Source organism: Bacteroides ndongoniae (assembly GCF_900108345.1).
GTDB classification, from domain to species: domain Bacteria; phylum Bacteroidota; class Bacteroidia; order Bacteroidales; family Bacteroidaceae; genus Bacteroides; species Bacteroides ndongoniae.
The window spans coordinates 738,034-762,508 of record NZ_FNVV01000013.1; the positions used below are offsets into that span (position 1 = coordinate 738,034).

Below are 24,475 nucleotides of genomic sequence, written 5' to 3' on the forward strand. Positions count from 1 at the left end.
GATTTATGAAAACGATCAGAAGTATGCTCAAACATTTATTCTTGGCTGTTCCGCTTATGCTCATAGTGTCATGTAACAGTCAACCACCATCTACCCTTATACCGCACCGTTGCGAAAACGGGAAATTCGGCTATGTCGATGAAAAAGGCAAGGAATGGATAGAAGGCAAATACGATTATGCCGAAGAATTTTCCGAAGATTTGGCAGTAGTGCAAGTGGGCAGGTACTTTGGGTACATAGACCGTAAAGGAGAAATCGTCATCCCGCTGCAATATACTCAGGCTGCTTACTTCCACCAAGGCAGGGCATTGGTGGCAAAAGAGGAGCTGTATGGTTTCATCGACAAGGAAAACCGGGAAATCATTCCCTGCATTTATGAACGTATCACGCCGTTTGCCTCACACGAAGCCTATGCGGTAAAGAACGGAAAGACAGGCATCATCGATACGGAGGGTAAAGTGCTCGTGCCGTTTGAATACGATAAAATAGAACAACTGAAAAGCGGGCTATTCGTTGTTAACCAAGCCGGCAGGGAGGGTTTCCTCAATGCGCAGAAACAAATGATTCTGCCCTGCCAATACGGTTACTATACCATAGAGGATAAAGAAGGCAAGCCCCTGATAGTGCTGCGCACGAAAGACGACACTCCCTATTACCGCATCTCGTATAATTCCAGATACGGTCTGATGGACTTTGAAGGCAATGTACTGGCACCATGCAAATACGAGAAAATAGGTGCGTTTGCAGACGGAAACCTTGCCCATGTCATTCTCAACGACAAGGTTGGCTACATTGACTCGAACGGAAAAGAGGTCATTCCGCCCATATACGACTATTCGAGAACACTGCCGGGAAACAGGTATGCGCTTTATAAAGACGGTCTTTGTTATCTGGTGGATAACCGGACAGGCAAGCAAGTCACATCCCAAGTTTATAACAAAATAGAGCAATATAGGGACAACCTGCTCAAAGTTTCCCTTGATGGGAAATATGGCATGATAGACCCGGACGGAAATATTGTGCTCGAGCCAATCTATGATGAAATGTATGTATATGACGATTGGCTGAAACTTTATATCAAAGGAAGCGGAAAGGATGGTTTTGCCGGACGTGCTACCGTAGAAGAAGCCAAGTTGGTTATTCCTTGTGACAGATATGTCCGCATTGAAAGCTTCAACTTGGGTGGCGGCCAGTATGCCGAAGCGGTCAAAGCTGTCGCCAAATACACGTACCGGAACGGTGTTGTCAACCGGCAGGGGAAAGAGGTTGTCCCCTGCCAATATGCCCACATTTACATGATAGAAAACGGAAAATGTCTTGTCATGGAGTCTGGTACTAACCAACGAAAGTGGGTAAAATTGAATGAATAGTAACATTAAAGTATACACAATTATAATAAAAATCATAGAATAAAAAATAATTCGGCTGAATATAAGAGGAATAGAGTACCGGCTTAAACAAGGAAGCTGCCGACATAGAAAGACAACCGGAGAAATGACCGTGCAGAATAAAGTCTCCGAAACCTGTTTTACAGGATCGGAGACTTGTACTGCAAGACAATCCTCTGCCGGGGATTAGCGTTTGCCATGTGTATGTCTGCAAAAATAGTTTTGCAGGGATTGGTAACGGTTCGGAATGACCGCATTCTCATTGAAACCGTTCAGGCAATGAAGCAATGCTTTTTCGAGCGTGATGTATCGGCGACTGAAAGTCTGTACATTATCCAAGCAACAGGCTTCCAAAGCGTATTTGAACGGTGCAAGATTTTCAGGTTCTTTCCGAATCCGTACATGCCACAGGAAGAACAACTGAAGCGTGAAACTGTCGGATTTACCTGCTGTACCTTTGCATGGAAAAATCCAGCCGGAAGGGAGTATCAGAAACGAGATAAGGGAAAGAATAAGATAAGATACAACAGTGAAATAAAGGGGAAAGCCCGATGATATAAAGGATACGGACAACGGCTAAAACAGAAAATTGTCTCGTGGAAACAGATGATATAGAAAGCCCCTCGAATCAACAGAACTGCACTCCAAAAGTTTTTGTCTAACTTTCGGGGTGCAGTTTACTCGGGGCCATGACAAGGCTCTTAATAATAAGGCATTAACTTACTGTTTATAAGCTCATCCTTATGAAATTTGACTTTTGAGTTACCCCTTTTATGTAATGATACGGTCGATGGCTTATTCCGGTGATCGTCTGTTAAATTTAGTCGATAGTAATCTCATCAAGGAATAGATAAGTTCGTTTACCTGCACCCGGATGCCATTTCGGAAGTACCGGAGTGTTTTTTCCGATAATGCGTACATAGCGTGCTTTGGTCTTTCCGAAACTTACCGTATCACGTTTCAGTACATTGTTCTTGCTGCCTTTTTCCAGTACCGGTATGGTCTTCGAGGCAATCTTGCTGTATGCGCTTCCGTCGTTAGAACCATATATTTCCAAACCGGTCAGACCGAAGATATAGTCTCCCGGAACAAGGTATGTGCCGAGTGAGACCGAAGATATTTCTTTCGTTTCCTGCAAGTCGATAATTGCATCGAAGTTCTGTCCGTAAAGACCGATATAGCGTCCCGAACGATAATTATCGTCACCCTGCAAGCCGTCTACCAGCAAGTTTGCTCCCTGATAGGTATATTTTTCGTCGGGTTCGCATTTCAGGGGCTGAATTCAACTTGCAAATGCAACAGAATTCTGATTAATAATTTGTTTAAATTTTTCGTTTGGCGTGAGGTATCCAAGTCTTTTACGAGGTCGATTATTGAGTTTATTTTCAATCCACTTAATCTGTTTGTTGGTTACTTCACTAAAGTCCTTACCCTTTGGGATATACTGCCTGATAAGCCCGTTGGTGTTTTCATTGGCACCACGTTCCCATGAGTGGTATGGTTTGCAAAAATAGAATTTTATTTCCAATTTTTGCGCAATTTCCTCGTGCTTTGCAAACTCCTTTCCATTGTCAGCCGTAATTGTGTGTATTAAGTTTTTCACTTTCCGCAGTGCCCATACTGCAATCTTAGCTACCGGGATGGCTTCTTTTCCCGACAACTTGCGTATCCAGACCCTGCTTGTTGCTCTGTCGTTAATGGTAAGAATGGCACCTTTGTGGTTCTTACCAATAATTGTATCTATCTCTAAATCACCAAATCTCTCCTTCAGTTCCACTATCTCGGGACGCTCATCAATATCCACCCTGCCTGGGATAAATCCTCGCCCTGCATTTTTAGAACCACGTTTGGCATACCTGCGACCTTGTCTGCGAAGATATTTGTGCAGTTTGCCACCCCGCCGCTTATCCTCCCAAATCCAGCGATATATCGTTTCGTGAGATACCATCGCAATTCCCTCCAAGCGGCTCCTGCCGACAATCTGCTCCGGGCTGAATCCTTTCTTCAACAGCTTTATTATCCGTTTTCTCATTGCCGGTGTAAGCACTTCCTTGCGATGTTTTTGCTGCTTGCGCCTGTCTGCTTTTCGCTGGGCAAGCTCCATGCTATAGCTACCACTTCGGGCGTCGCAATTGCGCTTTATCTCCCTGTAAACAGTGCTTTTATCTACTCCGATAGCTTCCGCTATTGCTTTTTTGCTCATCGGTATTTGCAACATCATAGAAATTGCATACCTTTGTTCCTCGGTTATATGTTTGCTCATCTGCAACTTTTTTTTCTTTGGACGGACAATTAAAGCAAAGATAGCAAACTTTATCCATTCAGAGTGAGAGAAAGGGGGACATTGTCTCTCTTTCCTCTCTGAAAAATAAATGTTTTTATTGCTTATTATCCGCACCCAAAAAGTTGCATTTATAAGTTGAACTCAAGGGGTGATGGAATGCATGGTAGCCAGATTATACGTCAGAGTTTCTTCGGTTACATTGCTTTCACGCCCGTTGCGGATAGCTCGTGCCTTGATGGTCGTTGTCCGATTTATCATGAATGGTTCCGTATACCGGAGCGATTCGCTTGTCGGCTCGGAACCGTCCAGTGTGTAGTAGACCGATGCATTGTCGAATGTATTCAGTTCGACAACCGCAATGCCGTCCTGTCCTTTAGGCTTGACACTTATTGTCACATCCTCTATGTCTTCTTTGTAATGATAGCCGTACAATTCGTATAAATCCATCTGGTGACGGAGGCGTTTCAGAAATCCGTTCAAGTCCTTCCTTTCCGGATTGCACCACTGCAACTCACTCAGCGCGGCGATACGCGGCATCATCTGCCATTCCATTTTCACGCTGTCCTTTGTCCATTCCGTCCAGATGCATCCTTGCACTCCGATGATATTCTTCTTTTCTTCCGGGGTCAGCTTCTCCGACTGAGGCTCGAACATATATACGCGTTCTACGCTGCTGATGCCTTTCAGGCGGTTATAACCCGGATTGCTGAAATACAGGTGGCTGATTGGGCAGACGATAGTGGAATGTCCCAGTTGTGCGGCTTTGACGGATGCCTTTATGCCTGTCCATGCCATGACGGTCGTGGTTTCCGGATTAGGATTGCCTTCCAGAATCTCATCCCATGCCAGCATTTTCTTGCCTCGTTTGGCAATTTCCTTTTCCACTTCGTTCATGAAGTACACCTGAAGCTGGTTCTCCTTGCTGTGTTCTTCAGTGTCGTGCAGTCCCAGTTCCTTAATCTTGGCCTGACATTTCGGACATTTCATCCATTCCGCTTTCGGGCATTCATCTCCTCCGATGTGAATATAAGGTGCATCCGGGAATATATCCATCAGTTCGTTTACCACGTCTTTGGCAAATTGCAGTGTTTGAGGGTTTCCTCCGCAAAGCACTTCCTTGAAAACACCGAATTTTGTAGCCGTTTCATACGGACCGCCTGTACATCCCAGTTCCGGATAAGAAGCCAGTGCTGCCAACATATGTCCCGGCATGTCTATTTCCGGAATGACCGTAATGAAACGTTCTGCCGCGTATGCTACAATTTCTTTGGCGTCTTCCTGTGTGTAGTAACCACTGACCGGTGTACCGTCGAATTTCCCGGACCCCGGCGCAGTAATTGTTTCCTTACGGTAAGAGCCGACTTCAGTCAGTTTTGGATATTTCTTGATTTCAATACGCCAGCCTTGGTCTTCGGTCAGATGCCAGTGGAAGTAGTTGATGTTGTGCAGTGCCATGACATCTATCAGCTCCTTTAGGTATTCCTTCGGGAAGAAATGACGGCCTACATCTATCATAAAGCCGCGATAGTTGTACTGCGGAAAGTCTTTCACTGTTCCTGCGGGCAGTGAGGCAAGCGCCTTTCCATCCGTTATGGGGAGTGCCTTGTGTATGGTCTGGCAGCCATAGAAGACACCTGCTTCTGTAGCACCTGTCAAGGTGATGACATCGACCGAAACATTCAGTTCGTAGCCTTCTTTGTGTGTAATGGACGGATCGACCTTTAGGATAATACAGTTCTTTCCAGCCTTAGTTCCTATTTTGACTTCCGTTCCTGTCACTTCCTTGATATAACCTGCAAGCATACGGGCTGTGCCTGCCAGTTTCTCGTTGCCCTCTTCGTAACAAATTGTGGTGGAAGAGTTGATGACAAAGGGTGCCGCCGACGGGGTTTCTACAATTTCCTGCGGCAACGGGATGACATTCAGGTTTCCGGTCTGAATGTCTTGTGTTCCACATGCCATCAGACTTCCTGCGGCTAAAAGGTAAATAGCCCATATTTTTACTGAGTTCTTTTTCATGGTAAAGTCTATTTAATAATTTGTCACAAAAATAACAATTTACGTTTATTTCATTCTTCAACTTTACATAAATATTAATCCAGTATTAATAATTATGATCTCTGCAGGTGCTTTATTAAGGTAGGACCAATTAAAATCTGGGCAAAATGTATGGATAGGTGGCGGCATTATCTTCTGCCCGGTGTGGAAATCGGTGAAGGTAAGACTATCGGGGATGCACGGGAGAAGACGCATTCACGTTATTTCAGGGAAAACACCTTCAAGCGCCTGAAAGGCGGCAACAAGGAGCTGCTGATCGTATCCGGCGCACCATACCGACTTGTACTACAACCTAAGCGTGATTCCTTTCGACAAGATAGAAACGTTCTTCCGAAAGGCTTTCAATGCGGAATAGCTTGTTAAATAGCTTTAATAGCCCATTTGCCTCTCAGGCTTTTGGGCTATTATTCTATTTCATACGGTACTGCCAAAGGAAGACGAGCAATAAGGTCGTTATTTCAGTAAGCGGCATGGAAAGCCAGATTCCCTTTACTCCCAGCCATCCGGGAAGCAGGAGGAAGGCAGGAACGAGCAATCCCAGTCCGTGTAAAAACACCAATGCTGTATAGCTTATTTCAACCTTGAACTGCTCCGAGTACAGACGGGTATTGAAGTAACCCGTGGCCAACATGCCTTGCTCGGCGAAACGCACGGCTTCCTCCTTGTATTTTTTCATGGCAGATGCCACAGAGATTTCATCACGGTTATCCCCTACAAACGATGCAGACAGGACTCTGTTTCTGTAACACAGTTTGAATGTTCCGATTTCCTCCTGCACCACGGGCAGGTCGATAGCCTCGTATTCCTCTTTCGTGACCGTGACGAATTGCGTATGCTCTTGGTCGAGATAGAGGCGGAAAGCGGGTTTTACCCGCTCCCGCTTCTCTTCATATTCCGCCTGTTCCCGCGCACTCATACAGTTATATACGTGTCGGGAAACTCTCCGCACCGCATTGACAAAAGTCTGACTTTTGCATACTCCGAGATGTCGGGCAAAGTCGGGCACTGTCCCGATGAAACCGTACTCTTTCCAATGATAGGTTTTCATGTCGTCTCGAATTTTATTCCACAATTTCGTACTTGACCACGCTGCAATAAACCTGCTCATTTTTTTCCTTCCATTGCTCCATGATACGCTCCACATCCGTTTCGGAGGTTACGGGTTGCCCGAAGATTTCTTCCAGCCACTCGAACATGGCTTCCCGATTGGTAAAGTATTCGCTATAATACTCATCTTCGAGAGTATATACCTCGGCACGGAACTTGTCTGGGAAATATCTGCTTTCGCTGTCATTGGTCTCGTAAATGCCCATGCCCGGCTCTTCCGTCTGGTAATAGTAACGGAGCGACGGGAATTTCTCGCATACGAGGTCGAGTGTCTCATTGCACGGTCCCCATGCCGTCTCTGTCGTAAAGCGGAGGGTTTCGTCCTCTATTTCGAGGTTCGCCCAGTCTCCCCGACAGCTCACCTTGTTCCAGTCTTCGCCCAAGGCATCCACGAGGCAGCCCAGCCACGATGTACCGAAGCCGTTTTCTACGGACGGCTCTTTCCGTTCCTGCAAATTTTTCATCAACTCGTAAAGTTTTTTGATTTCCTGTGCGTCGCCTTCGATGGCATACGCTGTACTGCACCAGTTTGGCATAATCGTAATTTTTTATTGGTTCGTTAAATATTGTTTTTCTTTTCCCTCCTCTCGGAAGCCTTTCGGCTTTCCTTGTCGGGAGAGATTTTACATGCAGGTCAGACAGCGGGGAAAGGACGGGAAGGCAAGCAAACAGCCGGGGATTTCACGGAATACCCAACCCGACAGGCAAAGCATGGCGGGGGACTGAAAGGACATCTCTGATTTGGGAAGGCTTCCGGGCAATCCACGAGCCGTTAGCACGGCGGTGCTTGATGCCGGACGACCGCTGTACCTTTGCATAGGAAAATCCAACCGACAAGGGAGTGCTGACGAAAAGAGAAGAGGAAAGAAATAACGGAAAGATATTAAAACAGGTGTAAAATAAGATGTTATATCTACAATTACGCACAAAATCCTTTCATTTCGAACCATCATGCCTTATTTATATCAGACGGGAGCAATGTCGCTCCCGTAAAATAATTAAGGATATGATAATAGGTTATTTAAGGGTCAGTACGGGCAAACAGAACCCGGCTAATCAACAAGATGAAATCCGGCGTTTCGCCGACAGTAGAAATCTTTCCATTAACCAGTGGGTAACGGAGGTCGCCAGCGGCAAAAAGAAGGGGTGCGACCGTAAATTAGGGGGGCTGATACGGCGCATGAAACATGGCGATACGCTGATTGTAACGGAAGTGTCGCGTCTAAGCCGCACGCTGACGGACCTCATGGCCATCATGGGCAAATGTCTGGAGAAAGGAATCAACCTTTACACCACCAAAGAGGGGTATTCGTTCGACAACTCCATCAATAGCAAGGTACTCTGTTTCGCTTTCGGGCTGGTGGCGGAGATTGAGCGCAACCTGATTTCGATGCGCACCAAGGAGGCGCTTGCCTTGCGGAAAGCCGAGGGTGTCGTTCTCGGCAGGAAAAAAGGCAGTTACACGAAAATGAACGTGTTGATTGAAAACCGGAAGGTCGTCGTCGGCATGTTGAAGCAAGACTGTACGATTACCGATATATGCAGGCGTTTCGACATCTCGCGGGATACGTTCTTGAAATTCCGCAGCCGCTATAAGGAAATAGACAAGGCCATGAAAGAAAAAGAGACAAGACGGAAAGGAAAGTCGCAAAAACGGACGGTATGATTTTACGTTCGTTTTCAGCCACAAAGCTACAAAAATAGAAATTATCCACAAAGAAAATCTGCAAGAATTTGCGTTTCAACTCTTTGAGCAGGACAAATTTTCCCGGAGTGTCCGAATAATACGACCTTTTTTCCGATAGCTTTTTTAATGAACGATTAAACCAACGATTTAACCAACAAATAAACCGGCACAACTGACAGTTATCCGGCTGATTATTTGTTGGTTTGGTGCTTTTTATCCTTTTAAAGGGGAAGAACGGCACGGATAAACGTACAGGGAATTGAATAAATAGCTGATATAAATTGGCATAGACGGAATATGACAATGAAACGAATACTATTATTATTTCTTTTATTCTGTGGCGGGTATGTTCATGCGCAGGAGCTGGACTCGGCCCGTATCCATTACCGGCAGGGGCACAGGAACGTGGACGTGCTCTTCCGGGACAACCGCACGGAATTGGAGCGTTTTATCCGCATTCTGCGCGAAGAACACGGGACGGGGCGTCTCGAAAACGTCGTGATACGCTCGTGGGCATCACCCGACGGTGCGAACCGTCTTAACGAGGTGCTGTCGAAGCGCAGGGCCGACTCCCTGAAAGCTTATCTCGTGCGCCATGCCGGAATCCCCGACAGTATCGTCAGTATGCATGGCGAAGGTATCGCGTGGGACATGTTGCGCCGGATGGTCGCTGCCTCAGATATGCTTTATAAAAAAGAGGTACTGCACATCCTCGATCACACGCCGGTATGGGTGTTCGATGAATCCGGACGCGTGGTGGACGGACGAAAGAAACAGCTCATGGAGCTGCGCGGCGGACGGCCTTACGTGTACATGCAGGAGAACTTCTTCCCGGATTTGCGTTCCAGTCTCTCGGTGGCCTGCTACCGGAAATCGGAATCGCCCGTGACTATTTCCCGAAAAGAGGCGGAAGTGAAAGAGCCGGAACCGGCCCTGCAACCCGATAGCGTGGCGGAAACGACCTCCGAGCCAGCAACGGTGCGGCAGGAAGCGACCGTGCAACCGCAAAGACCGACGGTGCAGCGGCTGGCCGTCAAGACCAACCTGCTCTACGACGCGATACTGATGCCCTCGCTCGAAGTCGAATACCGCATTGCCGACCGCTGGACGGTGAACCTCGAAGGCGAGATAGCGTGGTGGAAGAACGATGGCAGGCACAAGTATTACCAAGTGGCCACGATCAGCCCGGAGGGACGCTGGTGGTTCGGGCAGAAGCAAGGCAACCCGTGGCACGGCCACTACCTCGGCGTGTTCGGGGGCTTCACGTGGTACGACCTCGAAAACGGCAAGGAGGGCTATCAGGGCGAGGCCGAAATGGTGGGTGTCAGCTACGGCTACATGTTCCCCATCGGACGGCGGTTCTCCTTAGAGGCCGGTATCGGGGTGGGCTACATGCACAGCAAGTACGAGGAATACCTTCCCATCGACGGACACTACGTGTACCAGCAGACAAACCGGATGAACTACTTCGGCCCGTTGAAACTGAAGTTTGCCCTCGTGTGGCGGTTGTGGGATACCGGTAAAAAGAAAGGAGGCGCACGATGAAAACAACGCTACGATATACCCTCATGGGACTCACGCTCGCCGGATTGACATTCCTTTCCACGAGCTGCCGGAAGGACCTGTGTTACGATCATGACGAACATGGCTTGTCCGTGAAGGTGAATCTCTCTTCCGACTGGGAACAGGAATGGGAACGTGCTTATACCTATGACTGGGAAGAATTGTGGGAAGAGGACTGGAAGCATGACTATGACGATTTGCGCCCTGCTCCGGCCGACGGAATACGCGTCCAAGTCTATACCAGCGACGGACAACGTATGGAGAGCAACCTGCCCGATGAAGGAGGACGGGTTGCCATGCCGGAAGGCACGCACGAGCTGCTGTTCTACAACAATGATACGGAATATATCGTGTTCGACGGTGTGGCCGCCTCGGAATCCGCCACTGCCACCACACGAGGCGTGACCCGGAGTTCTTACCGGGAACTGCACGCGGGGGAACGTACCGTGAACCAGCCCGACATGCTTTACGGGGCATACATGGAAGAATACACGGCGGAAAAGACACTTGTCCCGACGGAGCTGCCGGTTACCTTGCGTCCGTTGGTTTACACCTATATGATACGCTACGAGTTCGAAAGCGGACAACAATACGTGGCCTTGGCACGCGGAGCCTTGGCGGGCATGGCCGAAACGGTCTACCTGAACGACGGGCATACCGGGGAAAACGCGGCCACGGTACTGTTCGACTGTACACTGGAAGATTATGGAGCGGAAGCTCTGGTACAGTCGTTCGGCGTGCCCGACTACCCGGGAGAACATTACGGGCGAGGCGATACGGACGGGCGGCGGTACAGCCTGAACTTGGAGGTGAGAATGGTGAACGGCAAGTTCAAGACCTTCGAGTTCGATGTCACCGACCAAGTAAAAGGTCAACCACGGGGCGGCGTTATCGTCGTGAGCGGGCTGTCGATTTCCGATGACGAGGGTCTGGAAGGCGGAGGCAGCTTTGACGTGGATGTGGACGGCTGGGGAGAATGGGTGGACATACCGCTGCCCCTCGACTGAAACGAATAAAATAACAGGTACTGGAATAACCATTTTTAATTTAATTTTTACATCTTATGAAGAAAAGTTTTTTGATGCTTGGCGTGGCTGTAGCAGCACTGGCAAGCTGTTCGAATGAAGAAGTCGTGGATATGCCGCAGAGCCGGGCAATCCAGTTCGAGACTTTCGTGAACCATTCAACGAGAAGTAGTGTGACCGAAACAACGGAAGAAAATCTTAACAAGTTCTTCGTTTTCGGAAACTATGGAGAGGGCACGTGGACTCCCGTGTATACCAATGTCGAGGTAACAGGAGGAAATGTGGGAGATCAATCAGGTTGGAATCCTGTACAGACCGCTTATTGGCAATCGGGCGAGAAGTATCGTTTCGGAGCTTATTCTGATGGGAATAGCAAAATCGAGAACGAGAACGTGGATTTCATCGAGGGTGAGCAGAAACTGACGTTCACAGATTACACGGCAAACAATGCCAAAGACCTGATCGTGGCCATACCCGATGAAAAGACCGCACAAGCTTCTGATAATACTCCGGTAGGCTTATCTTTCTACCACATGCTGTCTCAGGTGAAGTTCACCTTCACGAACACGGACTCCCATGACTACATCATGAAAATCGAAAACATCAAGGTGAACGCGGTACAAACCGCTACGGGTACAGCGACTTATAAGGTGGAGAAACCGACTATCGCTTGGGAGACTGCAAGTGTCCCAAAGGCGGACTATGATTTCGAAACAATAGAGGATATTGCGGAGCCGGTGAAAGACGATTCTCACTCGACGACCTGCTTCGTCATTCCGCAAGACAACACAGAGTTGTCGGTTAGCTTTACCGCGATATTCTCTGATAAATCAGGGAAAATAGCAGAAAATAATTTCACCGGAAAGTTGAACTATCAAGGAGATAAAGAAGGTACAGAAAAAGGCAAATGGACTCCGGGCTTCAGGTACAACTATACGGTTGAAATCAACGGCAGCAAGATTGACCCGGATTTGAAACAACAGGTAATTGAGTTCAAGGTCGATGCTGTGGAAGACTGGACAGACGTGGACCAAACTCCAGTAACTCCGAATGAGGTCGGAGAATGATTGCTTGCAAATAGCTAAAGACATCACATCAGGTTATGAGGGGTTGAATGTCCCCTCATGGCCACTAACGGGAGTATCACTCCTTAATTTTACGCTGCCGGTAGCATCAGAAATGACCGGATATAAAGAAACAATGTATGATTATGAATAACAACCTATTCAAGACCTTGTTCATACCGGCTGTAGCCTGCCTGCTGGGAGCCTGTACGGAAAGCACGGGTCCGGACATGGAGGCAGGCGATGACAGTCTGGCGATCCGTTTCGCCGGTCCTGCCGTGACACGAGCCGCCATCGACGACGCAGACGACATGCAGACCGACGGGAACTCGTTCAGCGTTTGGGGCAGCTATACCGCCGTGACGGGCGGTACGGCCACGAGCGTGTTTGACGCCGAGAAGGTGACATGCCTTTCCGGCATGTGGGGTTACGAGGGCACGAGATACTGGCTCCCCGGTAACACCTACGACTTCTACGCCCTCTACCCATCCGCGGAGACGCTGGGCGATGCCGTGTCCTCTGTCGCCTGCACGGACGGCACTTTTACCGTCAACGGCTTCGACGCCACGAAAGGGTACGACCTGATGACGGCGAAAAAGACGGGTATTTCCGTCGTGGCAGGCCAGACTCCCGGTGCGGTAGCCCTCAAATTCCAACATCTGCTGGCACGCCTCACCTTCGTGGCACGCAGCGAGGGAGGCAACGCCACGGTACGTTCCATCTCCCTTGAGGGGCTGGCTGTCAAGGGCGACTACGACGACAACGCAGAAACTGCGTGGAACAACACGACAACGGGGAAGGTCAGCGTGAAGAAAGAGACCAACGTAACCCCTGCCGGAAACGCGAACGTGTCGGGCGACCTGCTGCTCATTCCGCAATCGCTTGCGGGCGGGGTGAAGCTGACCGTCATCTACGACACCGATGCCGAGACAGAAAAGTCCGCTTCCTACACCTTGCCTGCCACCACCGTGAGCATGTGGGAGGCGGCGAACCATTACCGTTACTCGTTCACCCTCACCGGCGGAGGCTACATCGTGTTCGACCCGCCCACGGTCAACGCATGGAGCGACGCCATAGGCGGGAACGTAACCATCGACGTGACCCAATAACCTTATTATAAGCTATCTGTAACCTGACGATAAAATGAACATCCAAATGAAGCAACGATACATACTTCCGGCCCTCCTGCTCCTCTGCGCCGCCTGCCAGCAGGAGGAATGGGCGCAGCCCGAAGCCGACAGTTCCGACGCCATCCGCTTTGCCGCCCCGACCATTACCGTGGAGGAACTCACCCGGAGCACGTTCCACGACGCATTTCCTACCGGCGGCACATTCGGTGTATTGGGCTACTGCGTGCCCTACCAGCGCGGTAGCGACACCGAAATGGACTGGGCATCGGGCAGCGCGAACTGGGGCAACAAGAGCGGCAACGCCTTCCCCGACGTGTTCTTCAATCAAGCCGTCACCTACAACGGCTCGGCCTGCACTTATGACTATAATAACAGTGGCGGCCCACGAAAATGGTACAACACGACGCAGAATCAGGAGGCGATCTCCCCCGACAACTACCGGTACACCTTCTTCGCCTATTACCCGATGGACGATTTTACAGTGGAAAGTCCTACCAATGCCACCACACGGGGCGTGCCGAAACTGACGTTCACCATGCCGTTCGCCGAGACGGGCGATGTAGCGACTACCACGTTGGACGACAAGGAGACGCCCGACGCGATGGTCTCCGTCGTCTATAACCACCTGCGCACCACGGGAAACGTGCGCTTCAATTTCAGCCATATCATGACGGGCTTGGGCTTCGCCGTGAACAACTACAATTACGGGGGAGATGATGAAACTGTTACCGTCAAGCGCGTTACCTTGTCGGGCAACTTCACTCGCTCGATTACCATAGATTTCAGCAAGAACACCAACGAAGACGGATTCTACACCTACAGCGGCACCTATCCCGGCACATACGTGATATATAACAACGAGGAAGGGTTTGCAATAGCTCCCAACAGTTCCGTCCCCCTGATAGGCGACAAACACCTGCTTCTGTTGAGCAACGCCACGGACGGCACTTATTTCGGCGAGAACGTGAAGGTCCATGTCGAATACACCTACAGGGGGGAAGCAAAGAACGCCTCTGCCGAACGTCCGACGCAGTTCCAGCCCCGTGCGGGCGTCCGCTATACGGCGCAGCTTAACTTCGTGGGCGAAACCTTCGCGCTGAACTTCATCGCCGCCGAGGACGAGTTCTGGGAAGACGGGGGCGACAGCGACGTCTCAATCCAATAAAGCAACAACTGAAAACAGCATAAAGATGAAAAAGATATTTTATTACTTCCTGCCGGTGGCCGCCATGCTTTTGCCGACAGCCTGCACCACGGAGGAGGACTTTGGCGGCGGTACCGTTCCGCCCGGCGACGGATTCACCATCGAGGCCGTCTGCCAAAACATGCTGCCGCAACAAGTCGTCACCCGCTCGGCCATCGCCAAGGACGACAAGGAGAAGCGTATCAACCAGCTCTACCTGTTCTTCTTCGACGAAAACGACGACTATCTGCAATCGAGCAACACGAAAGTATTCTCGCCGTATATGGCTCCGTCGGCGAATACGAGCAATGTCAGCATTCCTACGGACGTGTTTGTAGATCAAACGCTCGCCCAAAAAACCACCATCTACGCCTTGGCCAACGTGACTCCGGAAGTGGTAGCCGATGCCGACGGTGACGGTTATCCCGACAACTTCCCCCAAGGGGGCAAAGACGGGAAAACTCCCAAGGAGCTGCTCGAAGCGTTCGTGTACGACCCTGCCAATTACACCCCTGATACCCACGATGCCATCACGACCCTGCCCAGCACGGGAATGCCGATGGCAGGCAAAAGCGCGACTACCGTGGACCTCACCAAGAAGGGAAGCCTCACGATGCAACTCAAGGCACTGATGGCCCGTATCGACATCAACATCAGTATCGATTCCGACCACTCGGACGAGAGCGGACAACTGCCCCGTCTCTCCATTGCGGAATGGGGCGTGTACAACATGCCTACCGCCGTGCCCCTGACAGAGCCTGCCGATGGCCAGACCAAGCTGAATACCGATGAACCATACCGCAATGTAGAAAACATACCGAGCGATGCCGTCGTTTACAACCACGGCGGGGCCGCCTCCCTTACCTTCTACATGTTCGAGAACATGATTGCCCCGGACGAAGATCCGGAGAGCTATAAGTATCCGGCCGGAGTGGTAGACGATGTTGACAAACAGCGATGGAAGCCGAAGTTAGTGAATGAAAACAGCAAGGCCACCTATTTCAAGATGAGAGCCTACTACACCACCTATAACGGCGACCCCTCCCTGCCTGCAGGACAGGATAACACCACCATCGAGGCCGAATACACCTTCTATCTCGGAGGTGACCCGGTGAAGGACTTCAAGGTGATACGCAACAGGCACTATGCCAATAACATCGTCATCAGCGGGCTGACCCATGTGGGTAACAACCCGGACCACATCACCTTCGATGCCCGTGTCAACATCACCGAGCAGAACAACCCGTTCTACCTGTCCATGCTGCGCGAACGCGAGCACGATGCCCACTACTGTGTCACGCCTTTGGACGTGTACCTTTTCAAGAAGGAGGCAAATCCGCAGATGACCGTCAGCATAGCCGACCCGGAAAGTCACACTTGGATACGCATGGAACGTGTGCCCGCCGAAAATATGGAGTATGGAACACTCTCTGACGACATGAGTGCAGATACCCATTTGGCGACCGGACAGGCATGGACTGCGGGAAACGGCAAACGCAAATACTTCACCACGGACTTGGTGACCAAAACCCTTGCGAATAATACCGAATATACCATTAAGACGAACCGTGACCGTATTTATTTCTACTTGGACGAAAACCTAAGCACGAAAGACCGCACCGCCACCGTAAACATCTCGTACACCGACGACAAGACGCAAACGCCACGCATCCGTACCATTGAAATCGTACAGCACGGTCTGTTGCCGGTAACCGTGCCGGGAGACGACGACAATCCCACGCAGCAAATCTATGTAGAAGCCTACGAAGAGTATATTTCCCATTACGACCCCCTGAACGAGTTTGAAGGGAATTATATCTATGACGGATTGGAATGGGGGTTGAATGGAGAATACTTGGGTTGGAATTTGGTCATACAAGGAAAAGATGAAACTTGGTGCAATATCTATTACAACGGGGCTGAAGCTACCCAGCATATTATTTCGAAAGCAGGACAATCAACAATGAACCTGAACGAAAAGCCCCGTTCTGCTGCGGAGTATTGCTACAACAAGAACAAGCGCAATGACAACGGAGTCGTACAGGGCATGACCAATTCTTCCGGTTGGTTCTTGCCCGGCATTCGCCAATTAGAGGCCATACTAACCTCCTATTACAATACATATCCGGAGTTTCAAAACAATTTTTATTGGTCATCGGCGGCGGGGAAAAGACGGGTTGGTATTTGGCCATATGATTACTATGAGGACAACAGTTATGCCCGTGCCACCAAGGCCCTGCCAGACGGTGGTTATGCAGAAAGTGACTGGGACGATACGTACACGAGTGAGAACGGCACCACCGGCAAAGCCCCCCGTACCGGCACCTACCTCCGCATCCGTGCGGCCTATGTACCGCCCAGCGGCGTTACCATCGAATGACAACCGCCGGCTTTAAGGCCGACTTTACTCGCTGCCCGTCTGTAGGAAACCCCTTTACAGGCGGGCAGTGCTGTTTTTATTCCCCCGGTATGTCTTTGGCCTGTACAACCGACATGCACACGCACGTTTTATACGTCGGTCGGGATAGAAAAAGGTGTGACAATATCGAAAGAACCTATTCAACAAAAAGAGGTTTGCAGCCACCCCAAAAGCCCCTCGAACCTATGGCAAGCAAAGGCATCAAGGGGCTTTTCTTCTATCAGCGAAACGGTAATAGACATTTGGGTACGCGTTATCCGATTGTGTCGTCCGCGAAACACCATCGGCGCCGGAACTTTATCTGTCATCCGATAGAAATACGATAATAAATGTAGGATTTCTTTACCGCTTTTTATTTCTTCTTCAAGAAACGTTCCGTGAGCCATTTGCGCACCGGGAGATCATAGCACTTCAGGCAGGCATAGGCAAGAGCGAAAGCCCCCATGAAAGTGAGCAGCATGTAAGGAAGCCCTTCGGCAAGCGTCGCCTGACGGTTGAACGCCCATGCCGTATAAATATAGACCAACGGATAGTGGGTGATATAGACGGGATAGGATATGTCGCCCAAAAACTTGCATACGGCAGCGGAGCGTTTGCCCGTTATCCTGCCTCCCGCCCCCATCGAGACGATGACCGGGAAAATGCAGATGATGCAGAAAGCCTCGTAAAGCCCGTTCATCCAATAACCCTCCTCCCCGCCGATACGAGGCACGGAAAGCACGACGATTATCATCAGGCTGCACCACCGGAAAGCGTTCTTGCGGGTGCGTATCAGCCAGCCGAGCCGAGACAAGAGCAACCCGCCGAAGAAGGGATACATCAGCCGGATCAGTCCCACGTACTGCTGTTCCCAGTTCAAAGCCCATCCGCCCACGATGTCACCGGCAGGCGCTGTGAGGCAACGGTGTACCGTAAAGCACGCTGCTATCGCCACGAGGACGGTCAGCGCCGTCTTGCTAAACTTGCGGATAAACAAGGCGTACAGTATGTTGCCGATGTATTCGTAATAAAGCGACCATGCCGGTCCGTTCAGCGGATGCATTTCCATCCATCCCCGGATGTCCCATTTTAGAGGCAGAGGCAGCAGTGTACAGCCCAACAGCATGACCAGCAGTACCGTGCCGACGGACACGCCCTCCATTGCCGGATAGCAGGGAGCTTCCTGAAACCAAAAGAGCGCGGCTCCCACAATGCTTCCCATGACCACCATAGGTTGCAGCCGGATAAGACGGCGCTTGAAGAAGGTTCCCGTGCTCATCTTGTTCCAACGGTCATCGTATGCGTAGCCGATGACGAACCCCGAAAGCATGAAGAAGAAATCGACAGCCAGATAGCCATGATTGATAATCTGGTTCAGATGATTGCCGCCGGAATGCGCTTCCAGCAGATGAAAGGCAACTACCATGGCAGCCGCAACACCGCGCAGTCCGTCCAGAATCTCGTAGTGCGGCTTCGAGGTCAGATAAGAGTCTTGCATATTCATTGGCACGTAAAAAATTATGATTCAACATGATGGAATACAAAAGTACAAAAAAAAGGAATAACAAACACTCTTGCAGAAGATTATATCCGTTTATGGAATTAAAGTCACTCATACGATTAGGCTTGTTACGATGACAAGTATTCTTGTCTTCAAGCATATATTTTTCTTGCTGCAATACAAATTCTTATAAAATTCGTTGATCATAGAATAAATCTCCGTAATTTTATACCCTGAGAATATAGTGATAATCGTTAAATGTAAAAATATGCCAAAATATACTCCGACAATACATTATTGCGGAAAAGGTGAATATAAAGAAGCTATTGGGGCTATTTCCGTAATATTTGAAAACCACCCTTCTCCTCATAACGTGGCAGAATTATGTTATATGCTTGAATAAAGCAAAAACGACCAATTTTACTTTATTAGGTGTAAAATCGGGTGCTTATTTTTTTATTTACCGACAATCAGTGTTTATTGCGGTGCGTTCGGCCACCTAAAGCAATCCGCTCATGCAGGGCGAACAAAAAAAGAGCCGATCTTCGCAGACCGGCTCTCCATAAACGAATAAATTGTTTGCACATCGTATGAACAAAAAGTATTATTTGAAATACAGCATAACCTTTGTATGTCGGTTGGCCTCATTGGGCGTATAATCGGAGATACCGCCTTGGTGAGTTTGGACTATCTTGTCGCCCAGCACTCCTCGTTTGATTAATTCCTCGGCGATATAACCGGCTCTCGATACGCTCAAGGCATTGTTTACGGATACTGTCCCGGTCATGCTGTCAGCCGCACCAATGACGCTTACCGATAACCCGTACTTCTTCGCCACTCTCGCCAGTTCGTCGAGATTGACCAATTGGGAGGGGTCTGTCAGGTGCGACGTGCCGAGTTCGAAGAAAAAGAAGATGGGAGCACCGATGCATTCCCGTCCGGACTGCATCCGAACGGCATAGTCTGCCAAAGTGCTGTCGGGAAGATTCTCGAACTGTCCTGTTCCGAGACCAGGCACGCTATCCGGCCAGTGCTGCAGGCTGTCTGCCCGGCCATTTCCATTCGGGGCTTGTCCTTCCAATGGTGATTTTCCGTTCCAATGCTTGTTCTTCAACCTTGCCCGCAGGGAGTTCAGCCCGCTGTAATTGTTCCTCGGATAACCTTTGCGCTCGATAGCATCGTCATCATCGAAGAAATGGCTGTACGTGTCGAGCAATCCTTCGATTTCCAGTATCTTCTTCAGCTCGGCCAGCGTCCGGCTATCCTTGTCATGCTGTCCCGCGTAGCGGCTGTTCTGTTCCGACAGTACATTGATATAATCGACGAGCTGCCGATCGCGGCGGATATAGGGGCTTGGGTCTATGGCCCGTTTCCAGCCGACCTTGCCGATATGGAAAGAGAATCCGGCAGTGAGTGAAAGCATGTGGTCGCCTAACCGATTCGCCTTGCCATACCCGTCGAAGTCTTGGAAGGTGGTCGTACCGGAGAGTTCCATGAGGGCGCTTACCCTTTTGGAAATGCGATACTGCCCTTGTATGCCGTAGGAGATTGCAAACGGGTTATGCCCGTTGGTCGCATGGTGCAGCAGTCCGATACCCGCAAAGGGTGCCAGATGCCAGCGCACCAGTTTCTGCCGGACATAGCTGCCGCCAAGCACATTCCACAGCAGATCCGCATGGAGATAATGGTACTCCTGCACGGCCAGCGTGCCGTCCTTGAACTGCAACCCGTTGTAATTTATGCGTGCACCTACCCACGGGGTAAACCACTTGCCGAGGGCAAGGCTGTACGAGGGTTTCAACCTCCCGAACAGGTCTTCGCAACCGAGCGGCGTGCCGAGAAAAGCTGTCGCACCTCCGGCGATACTGACAAACCAATTGCCGTTTCCCCGTGCCGGAACGACCACTCCGTCAAGGTATAAGGGCTGTAACGGCTGCAGCAGTTCTGTGTCATCGTAACGGTACGTGCGGTGTACAGTATCCCTTTCCGTGGGTTGTACATCCGCACGGGCTTGCAGCGAACAAAGCGCCGCAATAATGAAAATGATATTTTTCGTCATATTCTTATATCCTTAATTTGTTGTTTATCCGATTCTTTATTATAAACCTTGCCATTCAACGCTTGGGCTTCTTGCCGATGGAAGGGCGCATCATGCGGCTCGCCATCCTCATGCAGCGAAGCGCCCATGCCCGGTTGTCCTCGTCTTCATCACGTCCCCATTTGAGGTCGCTTCCGCCACCTCCTCCGCCACGTGTTTCGGCAAACGTAGTGGCATCATCGACCATACCGAGAAAGAGCATCGTGGCGCAGCGCATGACTTCCGCTCCCCGTTCCGCCACGGAACGCACGAGCGTGTCGTCGAAAAGTTGCCGTTCGGAAGGCTTCATCCGCGCCGACAGTTCCCTCCACTCATCGACCATATTTTCCAGCATGGCGTCCTTGAGTAGGCTGTCCACTTTGGAGTGGACATCACGGGAGTATTCGTAGGCTTCCTCCTTGAGCTGTTCCGTGCGTTCCTCAATGGCATCCATGTTTGCCTTGAAGTCGGAAAGCTGTCGGTCGGCGGTTTGTAGCTTCTCCTGTTTGTCTGCCAGTTTCCCTTGGATAGCAGTCAGCTCTTTTTCGAGCTTTTCTTTCTCGGCAGATAGGGTCAAAGCATCATCTTTCCGGGTATCCATATCATTTTCGAGTGCCGACAGTTGAGCCTCTTTTTCGCTCTTCTCCCTTTTCAAGTTTTCCACCATCGAGGTCAAACCTTTGACTCTGCGCTCTGCCAGCCGAATGTCCGAATGGAGGGCGGACAGGACTTCCTGATGTCGGCCAATCTGTTGCTCAATGGTGGTACATTCTTCCGAGAGCATACGGCGGTATTCTTCCGTCGTCCTGTGCCGTGCGCCGGTCTCGGCGACGCTCCGGCCTCTCTCCATTCCCCACTTCGTGTTGACCTCGGCGAAAAAGTCCGTATGGAGCTGTTTCATCCTCGCGCTATATTCGAACTTGTCCTTTCCGGCGAATATCTCCTTGTACGCAAACCTCCCGTCTTTGATTGGCAGAAGCGTACAATGCACGTGCGGATTTAATTCGTCGAGGTGTACAATGAAGGCGGCTATATTCTGCTCGCCGTATCTGCCGCAAACGAATGCATAGACATCCTTCGCCCAACGTTCGATGTCGCTCTTCCTTTTGATGCGGGTATTGTCCGCACCTTTTTCAAAATCCACCTTCTGCGTGCCGAAAGCGAGTTCGTGCATCCGCTCCCGCGAACCGCCGAAAATGATGTTTACCACCGTGCGGTATTTCGGTTCAACCAATCCCTCGTTGGGGTCTTTGATCCCGCGACGGCCCAATATGTCCGCTATCCGTTCCGGGATATTGCGGCTCGTGTCGATGGGGCGAACCTTGCCTCCGGGCACAATCTCGAAGTTCAGATGTTTGCGGGTGGGGTCGTAGTTGCCCTTGCTCATGGCGTACTTCTCCGCCTCTTCGCTGCGATTACGCAGGTGTTCGTTGCCTTGGGCGGCGGTGATCCCTTTCGATACCTGAACATCGAGAACCTGTTTTGCATTTGCCATACTGTTTTCGTGTTGTTTCGGACAATTCCCCGTGTCCCAGCTTGCTGCTTGCTTGGACACTTCTCCCTGCGACGTCAGTCAGCAGGGGTATTAGGCTCCCCCTTCCCTTTGTTCAGTGGCAGACGGGCAAGCCCGGATGCCTGCTATAACTGGAAGGATATTTGAACCTGAACCGGGGAGAATTGCCCGTGGTTATACAATCTCTGTCCGCGAATCCCCGTTCAGCTTTCCTCTTGTGCCTTCGCCAGAAGCGATAAAAAGGGCTTGCGAAGCGATTCAAGGCGTTTTGTCTCTTCGTCCGTACCGAACTCTGTCCCGTCCGGCTTTCCTTCGATAACAAGCTCTGCAAGCTCTTTCGAGGCTTCGATGAACGCCGCCAATTCTCCGCCGAGGTCGAGCCGGAAGAACTGCACGAGCGGCGAGCCGTCGTCGAACCTCGATTTACGCAGTACCCGTCGCAGGGCGGCATGGGCGATACATTCCAAGACGATCCCACGCAGTCGTTCTTCTGACCGGACAGTCTGTGCCGATGTCGTGCCGGAAGGATTGTCCGGATAGATACGGCTGTCCCGTCCGGCTATCTCCGTCAAGGTCTGGTGAATGATTTGTCCGCATGATTTGCCTACATCGAAAGAGGTTGCCCTGCCGATAATCCAGTCGTACAGTGTTTCCTGTATCCTTGTGGCAAAGTCCGCTTCTTCTTGTCCGCTGTCCGGCATGGCAGGCGTGCCGGTCCGCAGGGGCATGGTAATGACGACGCTTTTTGCCAACCGGGTGCGTTCCAACTGCCCGAGCGCTTCGAGCGTGTCCAAAAAAGAGCGGACAGTAGCCCGATGCCAATGCCACTCCGAGGCAAGGTCGGAAACGGTTACATGGCACTGGCAGGGAGAGAGGTCGTAGTCCTGCCTTCTTAAAAACGGGGAGACGAAACCTGCCAGCGATTTATCCAACAAATCGTAGTAGGCTTCCGTCCTCGTCTTCCGCTCGCCGACTTTTTCTTTCAGGTAGTCGAACACTTCCACGTTCGCCAGTATGGCGGCGGGCGCTTCATTTCTATTTCTCATTTTCGTTCTGTTTTTGATGATTCATAATGTGCGGATAGTTTCAGGTTGCCATTATCCGCATTATCGTGGCAGCCTCGCGTGATGATATTATGATAACTGTCGGCTAATGCTCCGGGATATTCCAGCCATTCGAGGAATTTGCGCATGTCTGTCCTTTCGGACATGACTCTTGCAGACGGGTAGAACAGGGCAGCCAAAAGAACAAAGGAGATGGTTACGGACATCGTGTACAGATGTGGCACGAAGCCGATGACCAATGCCAAGAGCGCAAACCAGACGAAACGTTTCGGCCGGTCGAGCAGACCGCGCATCCATCGGTCCGCCCGCCGGAAAGAGGCCCATGCGGCACACACGATGGTAGATGGCACGACACCGAACTCACCGGGGTGTCCGCTCGTATAGACATAATGAAAGAGGAGCAGTACGATAAGCAACACATGGGCGTACAGCCTGCGGGCTTTTTCGCTCCACACCATCTTATCGTAGAATCTTGCCATGAAGTAACGCCTGCTTCTGTACAATAATGCCGGAAGGACGACAGGCATTGCAAGAAATACAAATTGTAATATAATCCAGGTCATAACAGGTAATAGGGTTTTGAAGGTATGTGAACGGACCGTACCACGAGTTCCAAGTGGACAACCCCGTGAGTGGCCAAGCGGATAATGGTCTCGGCGTCTTCGGCTGTCAGGGACGACGCGCCTTTCTTCATCCGGGCCTTGAATGTACCGTTCTGCTTACGATATGTAGCCAGTGCCGTGTCCAGATCATGCTCCGGAATCGTCCACGTCATGCCCCGGTTGTATGTGCCGTGCGGTTTGCAGGCACGCAGTACCAGTGTGCGGGACACCAGAAAGTCAGTCCGGTTGTTTCTCGGAATGACGTGCTCCTTGTAGAGGTTGTCATCGGCCACCTCTATCCACGTGCGATACGTGTTGATGCAGAAAACCATTTGGCGGTATATCGTGTTTCGCATAGTGCCTGTTTTACATGAAGTCCAACAGCACGTCCTCCTGATTCTTTTTGTACTTGAAGCTGCCGTTCCCGGCGTGGAGTTTCAGGTCGAGACACAGGTCGCCGTACATCAGCTCCAGCGAATCGTAGATCGTTGCGATGATACGGTTTACCTTGCCGTCCGCGTCTGTCCGGGCGTTCATCTTGAACATCTGTCCGAAAGCGGGATTGGAGTAGGCACAGGTGCTATGGCCGGATTTCTCCAGTCCGACCGGCACATGGTGGTAGAGCGTAATCAGTTCCATGTCGTCCTCGAATATGTCCATGACTTCCTCCAGATCATAGGAGTCCCGTAGCGGGAACGTGAGCAGAACGTAGTCGCCGTAAAATTGCGGCTCCTCCATCGTTGCCACATTGAGAAGCTGCGGCATTTGCAGGGGCACGAACGACATGAAGTCATCCAGAAAGTGTCGTAACATAATCATATATCGTTTATT

General features: G+C 50.5%; 20 protein-coding genes and 3 pseudogenes. 9 read left to right on the top strand and 14 right to left on the bottom strand.

The features are described 5' to 3' along the window. The first annotated feature begins 23 nt into the window (after positions 1 to 23). The gene (locus BQ5591_RS07395; protein ID WP_007219411.1) at positions 24 to 1,370 is read left to right on the top strand and encodes a WG repeat-containing protein; all 1,347 of its coding nucleotides are present in this window, start codon (positions 24 to 26) and stop codon (positions 1,368 to 1,370) included. A gap of 204 nt (positions 1,371 to 1,574) precedes the next feature. Here the strand turns inward: BQ5591_RS07395 and BQ5591_RS21770 are convergent. The 4 genes and pseudogenes from BQ5591_RS21770 to BQ5591_RS07415 form a co-directional block, all read right to left on the bottom strand. Beyond that, positions 1,575 to 1,838, bottom strand: a pseudogene (locus BQ5591_RS21770) (hypothetical protein); the annotation flags it as partial. A 370-nt stretch (positions 1,839 to 2,208) separates the two neighbouring features. After that, positions 2,209 to 2,670, bottom strand: a complete 462-nt coding sequence (locus BQ5591_RS07405) for a discoidin domain-containing protein (RefSeq protein WP_080707532.1) — start codon at positions 2,668 to 2,670, stop codon at positions 2,209 to 2,211. Beyond that, positions 2,671 to 3,651 carry an IS30-like element IS4351 family transposase gene (locus BQ5591_RS07410; protein WP_005794072.1) on the bottom strand — a complete coding sequence of 327 codons (981 nt, stop codon included), beginning with the start codon at positions 3,649 to 3,651 and terminating at the stop codon, positions 2,671 to 2,673. A gap of 162 nt (positions 3,652 to 3,813) precedes the next feature. Then, a complete protein-coding gene (locus tag BQ5591_RS07415; protein ID WP_007219408.1) occupies positions 3,814 to 5,691 on the bottom strand; it encodes a beta-N-acetylhexosaminidase in 1,878 nt (625 codons plus the stop codon). Between the two features lie 222 nt (positions 5,692 to 5,913). Between BQ5591_RS07415 and BQ5591_RS21775 the strand changes: the two are divergent. After that, positions 5,914 to 6,085: pseudogene (locus BQ5591_RS21775) on the top strand (alpha/beta hydrolase); the annotation flags it as partial. A 54-nt stretch (positions 6,086 to 6,139) separates the two neighbouring features. Here the strand turns inward: BQ5591_RS21775 and BQ5591_RS21780 are convergent. Both BQ5591_RS21780 and BQ5591_RS07430 read right to left on the bottom strand, forming a co-directional pair. After that, positions 6,140 to 6,778, bottom strand: a complete 639-nt coding sequence (locus BQ5591_RS21780) for a hypothetical protein (RefSeq protein WP_007219406.1) — start codon at positions 6,776 to 6,778, stop codon at positions 6,140 to 6,142. Positions 6,779 to 6,791: 13 nt separating this feature from the next. Beyond that, positions 6,792 to 7,373, bottom strand: coding sequence for a hypothetical protein (locus BQ5591_RS07430; protein ID WP_007219405.1), 582 nt, complete (start codon positions 7,371 to 7,373; stop codon positions 6,792 to 6,794). A gap of 470 nt (positions 7,374 to 7,843) precedes the next feature. Between BQ5591_RS07430 and BQ5591_RS07435 the strand changes: the two genes are divergently transcribed. From BQ5591_RS07435 to BQ5591_RS07465, 7 genes are all read left to right on the top strand, one after another. Beyond that, entirely contained in the window at positions 7,844 to 8,503 is a 660-nt protein-coding gene (locus BQ5591_RS07435; RefSeq protein ID WP_004294378.1) for a recombinase family protein, read from the top strand. Positions 8,504 to 8,821: 318 nt separating this feature from the next. Then, positions 8,822 to 10,069, top strand: coding sequence for a DUF3575 domain-containing protein (locus BQ5591_RS07440; protein ID WP_004294377.1), 1,248 nt, complete (start codon positions 8,822 to 8,824; stop codon positions 10,067 to 10,069). Beyond that, positions 10,066 to 11,094 carry a DUF5119 domain-containing protein gene (locus BQ5591_RS07445; protein ID WP_004294376.1) on the top strand — a complete coding sequence of 343 codons (1,029 nt, stop codon included), beginning with the start codon at positions 10,066 to 10,068 and terminating at the stop codon, positions 11,092 to 11,094. Before BQ5591_RS07440 ends, BQ5591_RS07445 begins: the two co-directional genes overlap by 4 nt. Positions 11,095 to 11,150: 56 nt before the next feature. Then, complete coding sequence (locus tag BQ5591_RS07450; RefSeq protein WP_004294375.1) at positions 11,151 to 12,179, top strand: fimbrillin family protein; 1,029 nt, start codon at positions 11,151 to 11,153, stop codon at positions 12,177 to 12,179. 143 nt (positions 12,180 to 12,322) lie between these two features. After that, positions 12,323 to 13,285, top strand: a complete 963-nt coding sequence (locus BQ5591_RS07455) for a fimbrillin family protein (protein ID WP_235817055.1) — start codon at positions 12,323 to 12,325, stop codon at positions 13,283 to 13,285. 46 nt (positions 13,286 to 13,331) lie between these two features. Continuing rightward, on the top strand, positions 13,332 to 14,471 hold the full coding sequence (locus tag BQ5591_RS07460) for a fimbrillin family protein (protein WP_007219403.1): 1,140 nt from the start codon (positions 13,332 to 13,334) through the stop codon (positions 14,469 to 14,471). A gap of 25 nt (positions 14,472 to 14,496) precedes the next feature. Then, complete coding sequence (locus BQ5591_RS07465) at positions 14,497 to 16,869, top strand: DUF4906 domain-containing protein (protein WP_071148893.1); 2,373 nt, start codon at positions 14,497 to 14,499, stop codon at positions 16,867 to 16,869. Positions 16,870 to 17,260: 391 nt separating this feature from the next. Here BQ5591_RS07465 and BQ5591_RS07470 read toward each other — a convergent pair whose 3' ends face one another. From BQ5591_RS07470 to BQ5591_RS07500, 8 genes and pseudogenes are all read right to left on the bottom strand, one after another. Further along, positions 17,261 to 18,391: an acyltransferase family protein gene (locus BQ5591_RS07470; RefSeq protein ID WP_007219402.1), complete on the bottom strand. Its 1,131-nt coding sequence runs from the start codon at positions 18,389 to 18,391 to the stop codon at positions 17,261 to 17,263. Between the two features lie 103 nt (positions 18,392 to 18,494). Then, positions 18,495 to 18,631: pseudogene (locus BQ5591_RS22285) on the bottom strand (IS982 family transposase); the annotation flags it as partial. A gap of 361 nt (positions 18,632 to 18,992) precedes the next feature. Next, positions 18,993 to 20,447, bottom strand: coding sequence for an OmpA family protein (locus BQ5591_RS07475; protein WP_004294370.1), 1,455 nt, complete (start codon positions 20,445 to 20,447; stop codon positions 18,993 to 18,995). A gap of 55 nt (positions 20,448 to 20,502) precedes the next feature. After that, positions 20,503 to 21,960 (bottom strand): MobV family relaxase, encoded by a 1,458-nt coding sequence (gene mobV, locus BQ5591_RS07480; protein WP_004294369.1) that lies wholly within the window; start codon positions 21,958 to 21,960, stop codon positions 20,503 to 20,505. 221 nt (positions 21,961 to 22,181) lie between these two features. Beyond that, positions 22,182 to 23,024: a hypothetical protein gene (locus BQ5591_RS07485; protein WP_004294368.1), complete on the bottom strand. Its 843-nt coding sequence runs from the start codon at positions 23,022 to 23,024 to the stop codon at positions 22,182 to 22,184. Next, complete coding sequence (locus tag BQ5591_RS07490) at positions 23,021 to 23,605, bottom strand: hypothetical protein (protein WP_004294367.1); 585 nt, start codon at positions 23,603 to 23,605, stop codon at positions 23,021 to 23,023. The genes BQ5591_RS07485 and BQ5591_RS07490 overlap by 4 nt, the downstream gene beginning before the upstream one ends. After that, positions 23,602 to 24,000 (bottom strand): hypothetical protein, encoded by a 399-nt coding sequence (locus BQ5591_RS07495; RefSeq protein ID WP_004294366.1) that lies wholly within the window; start codon positions 23,998 to 24,000, stop codon positions 23,602 to 23,604. Before BQ5591_RS07495 ends, BQ5591_RS07490 begins: the two co-directional genes overlap by 4 nt. Before the next feature lie 10 nt (positions 24,001 to 24,010). Continuing rightward, entirely contained in the window at positions 24,011 to 24,463 is a 453-nt protein-coding gene (locus tag BQ5591_RS07500; RefSeq protein ID WP_004294365.1) for a hypothetical protein, read from the bottom strand. Between the last annotated feature and the right edge of the window lie 12 nt (positions 24,464 to 24,475).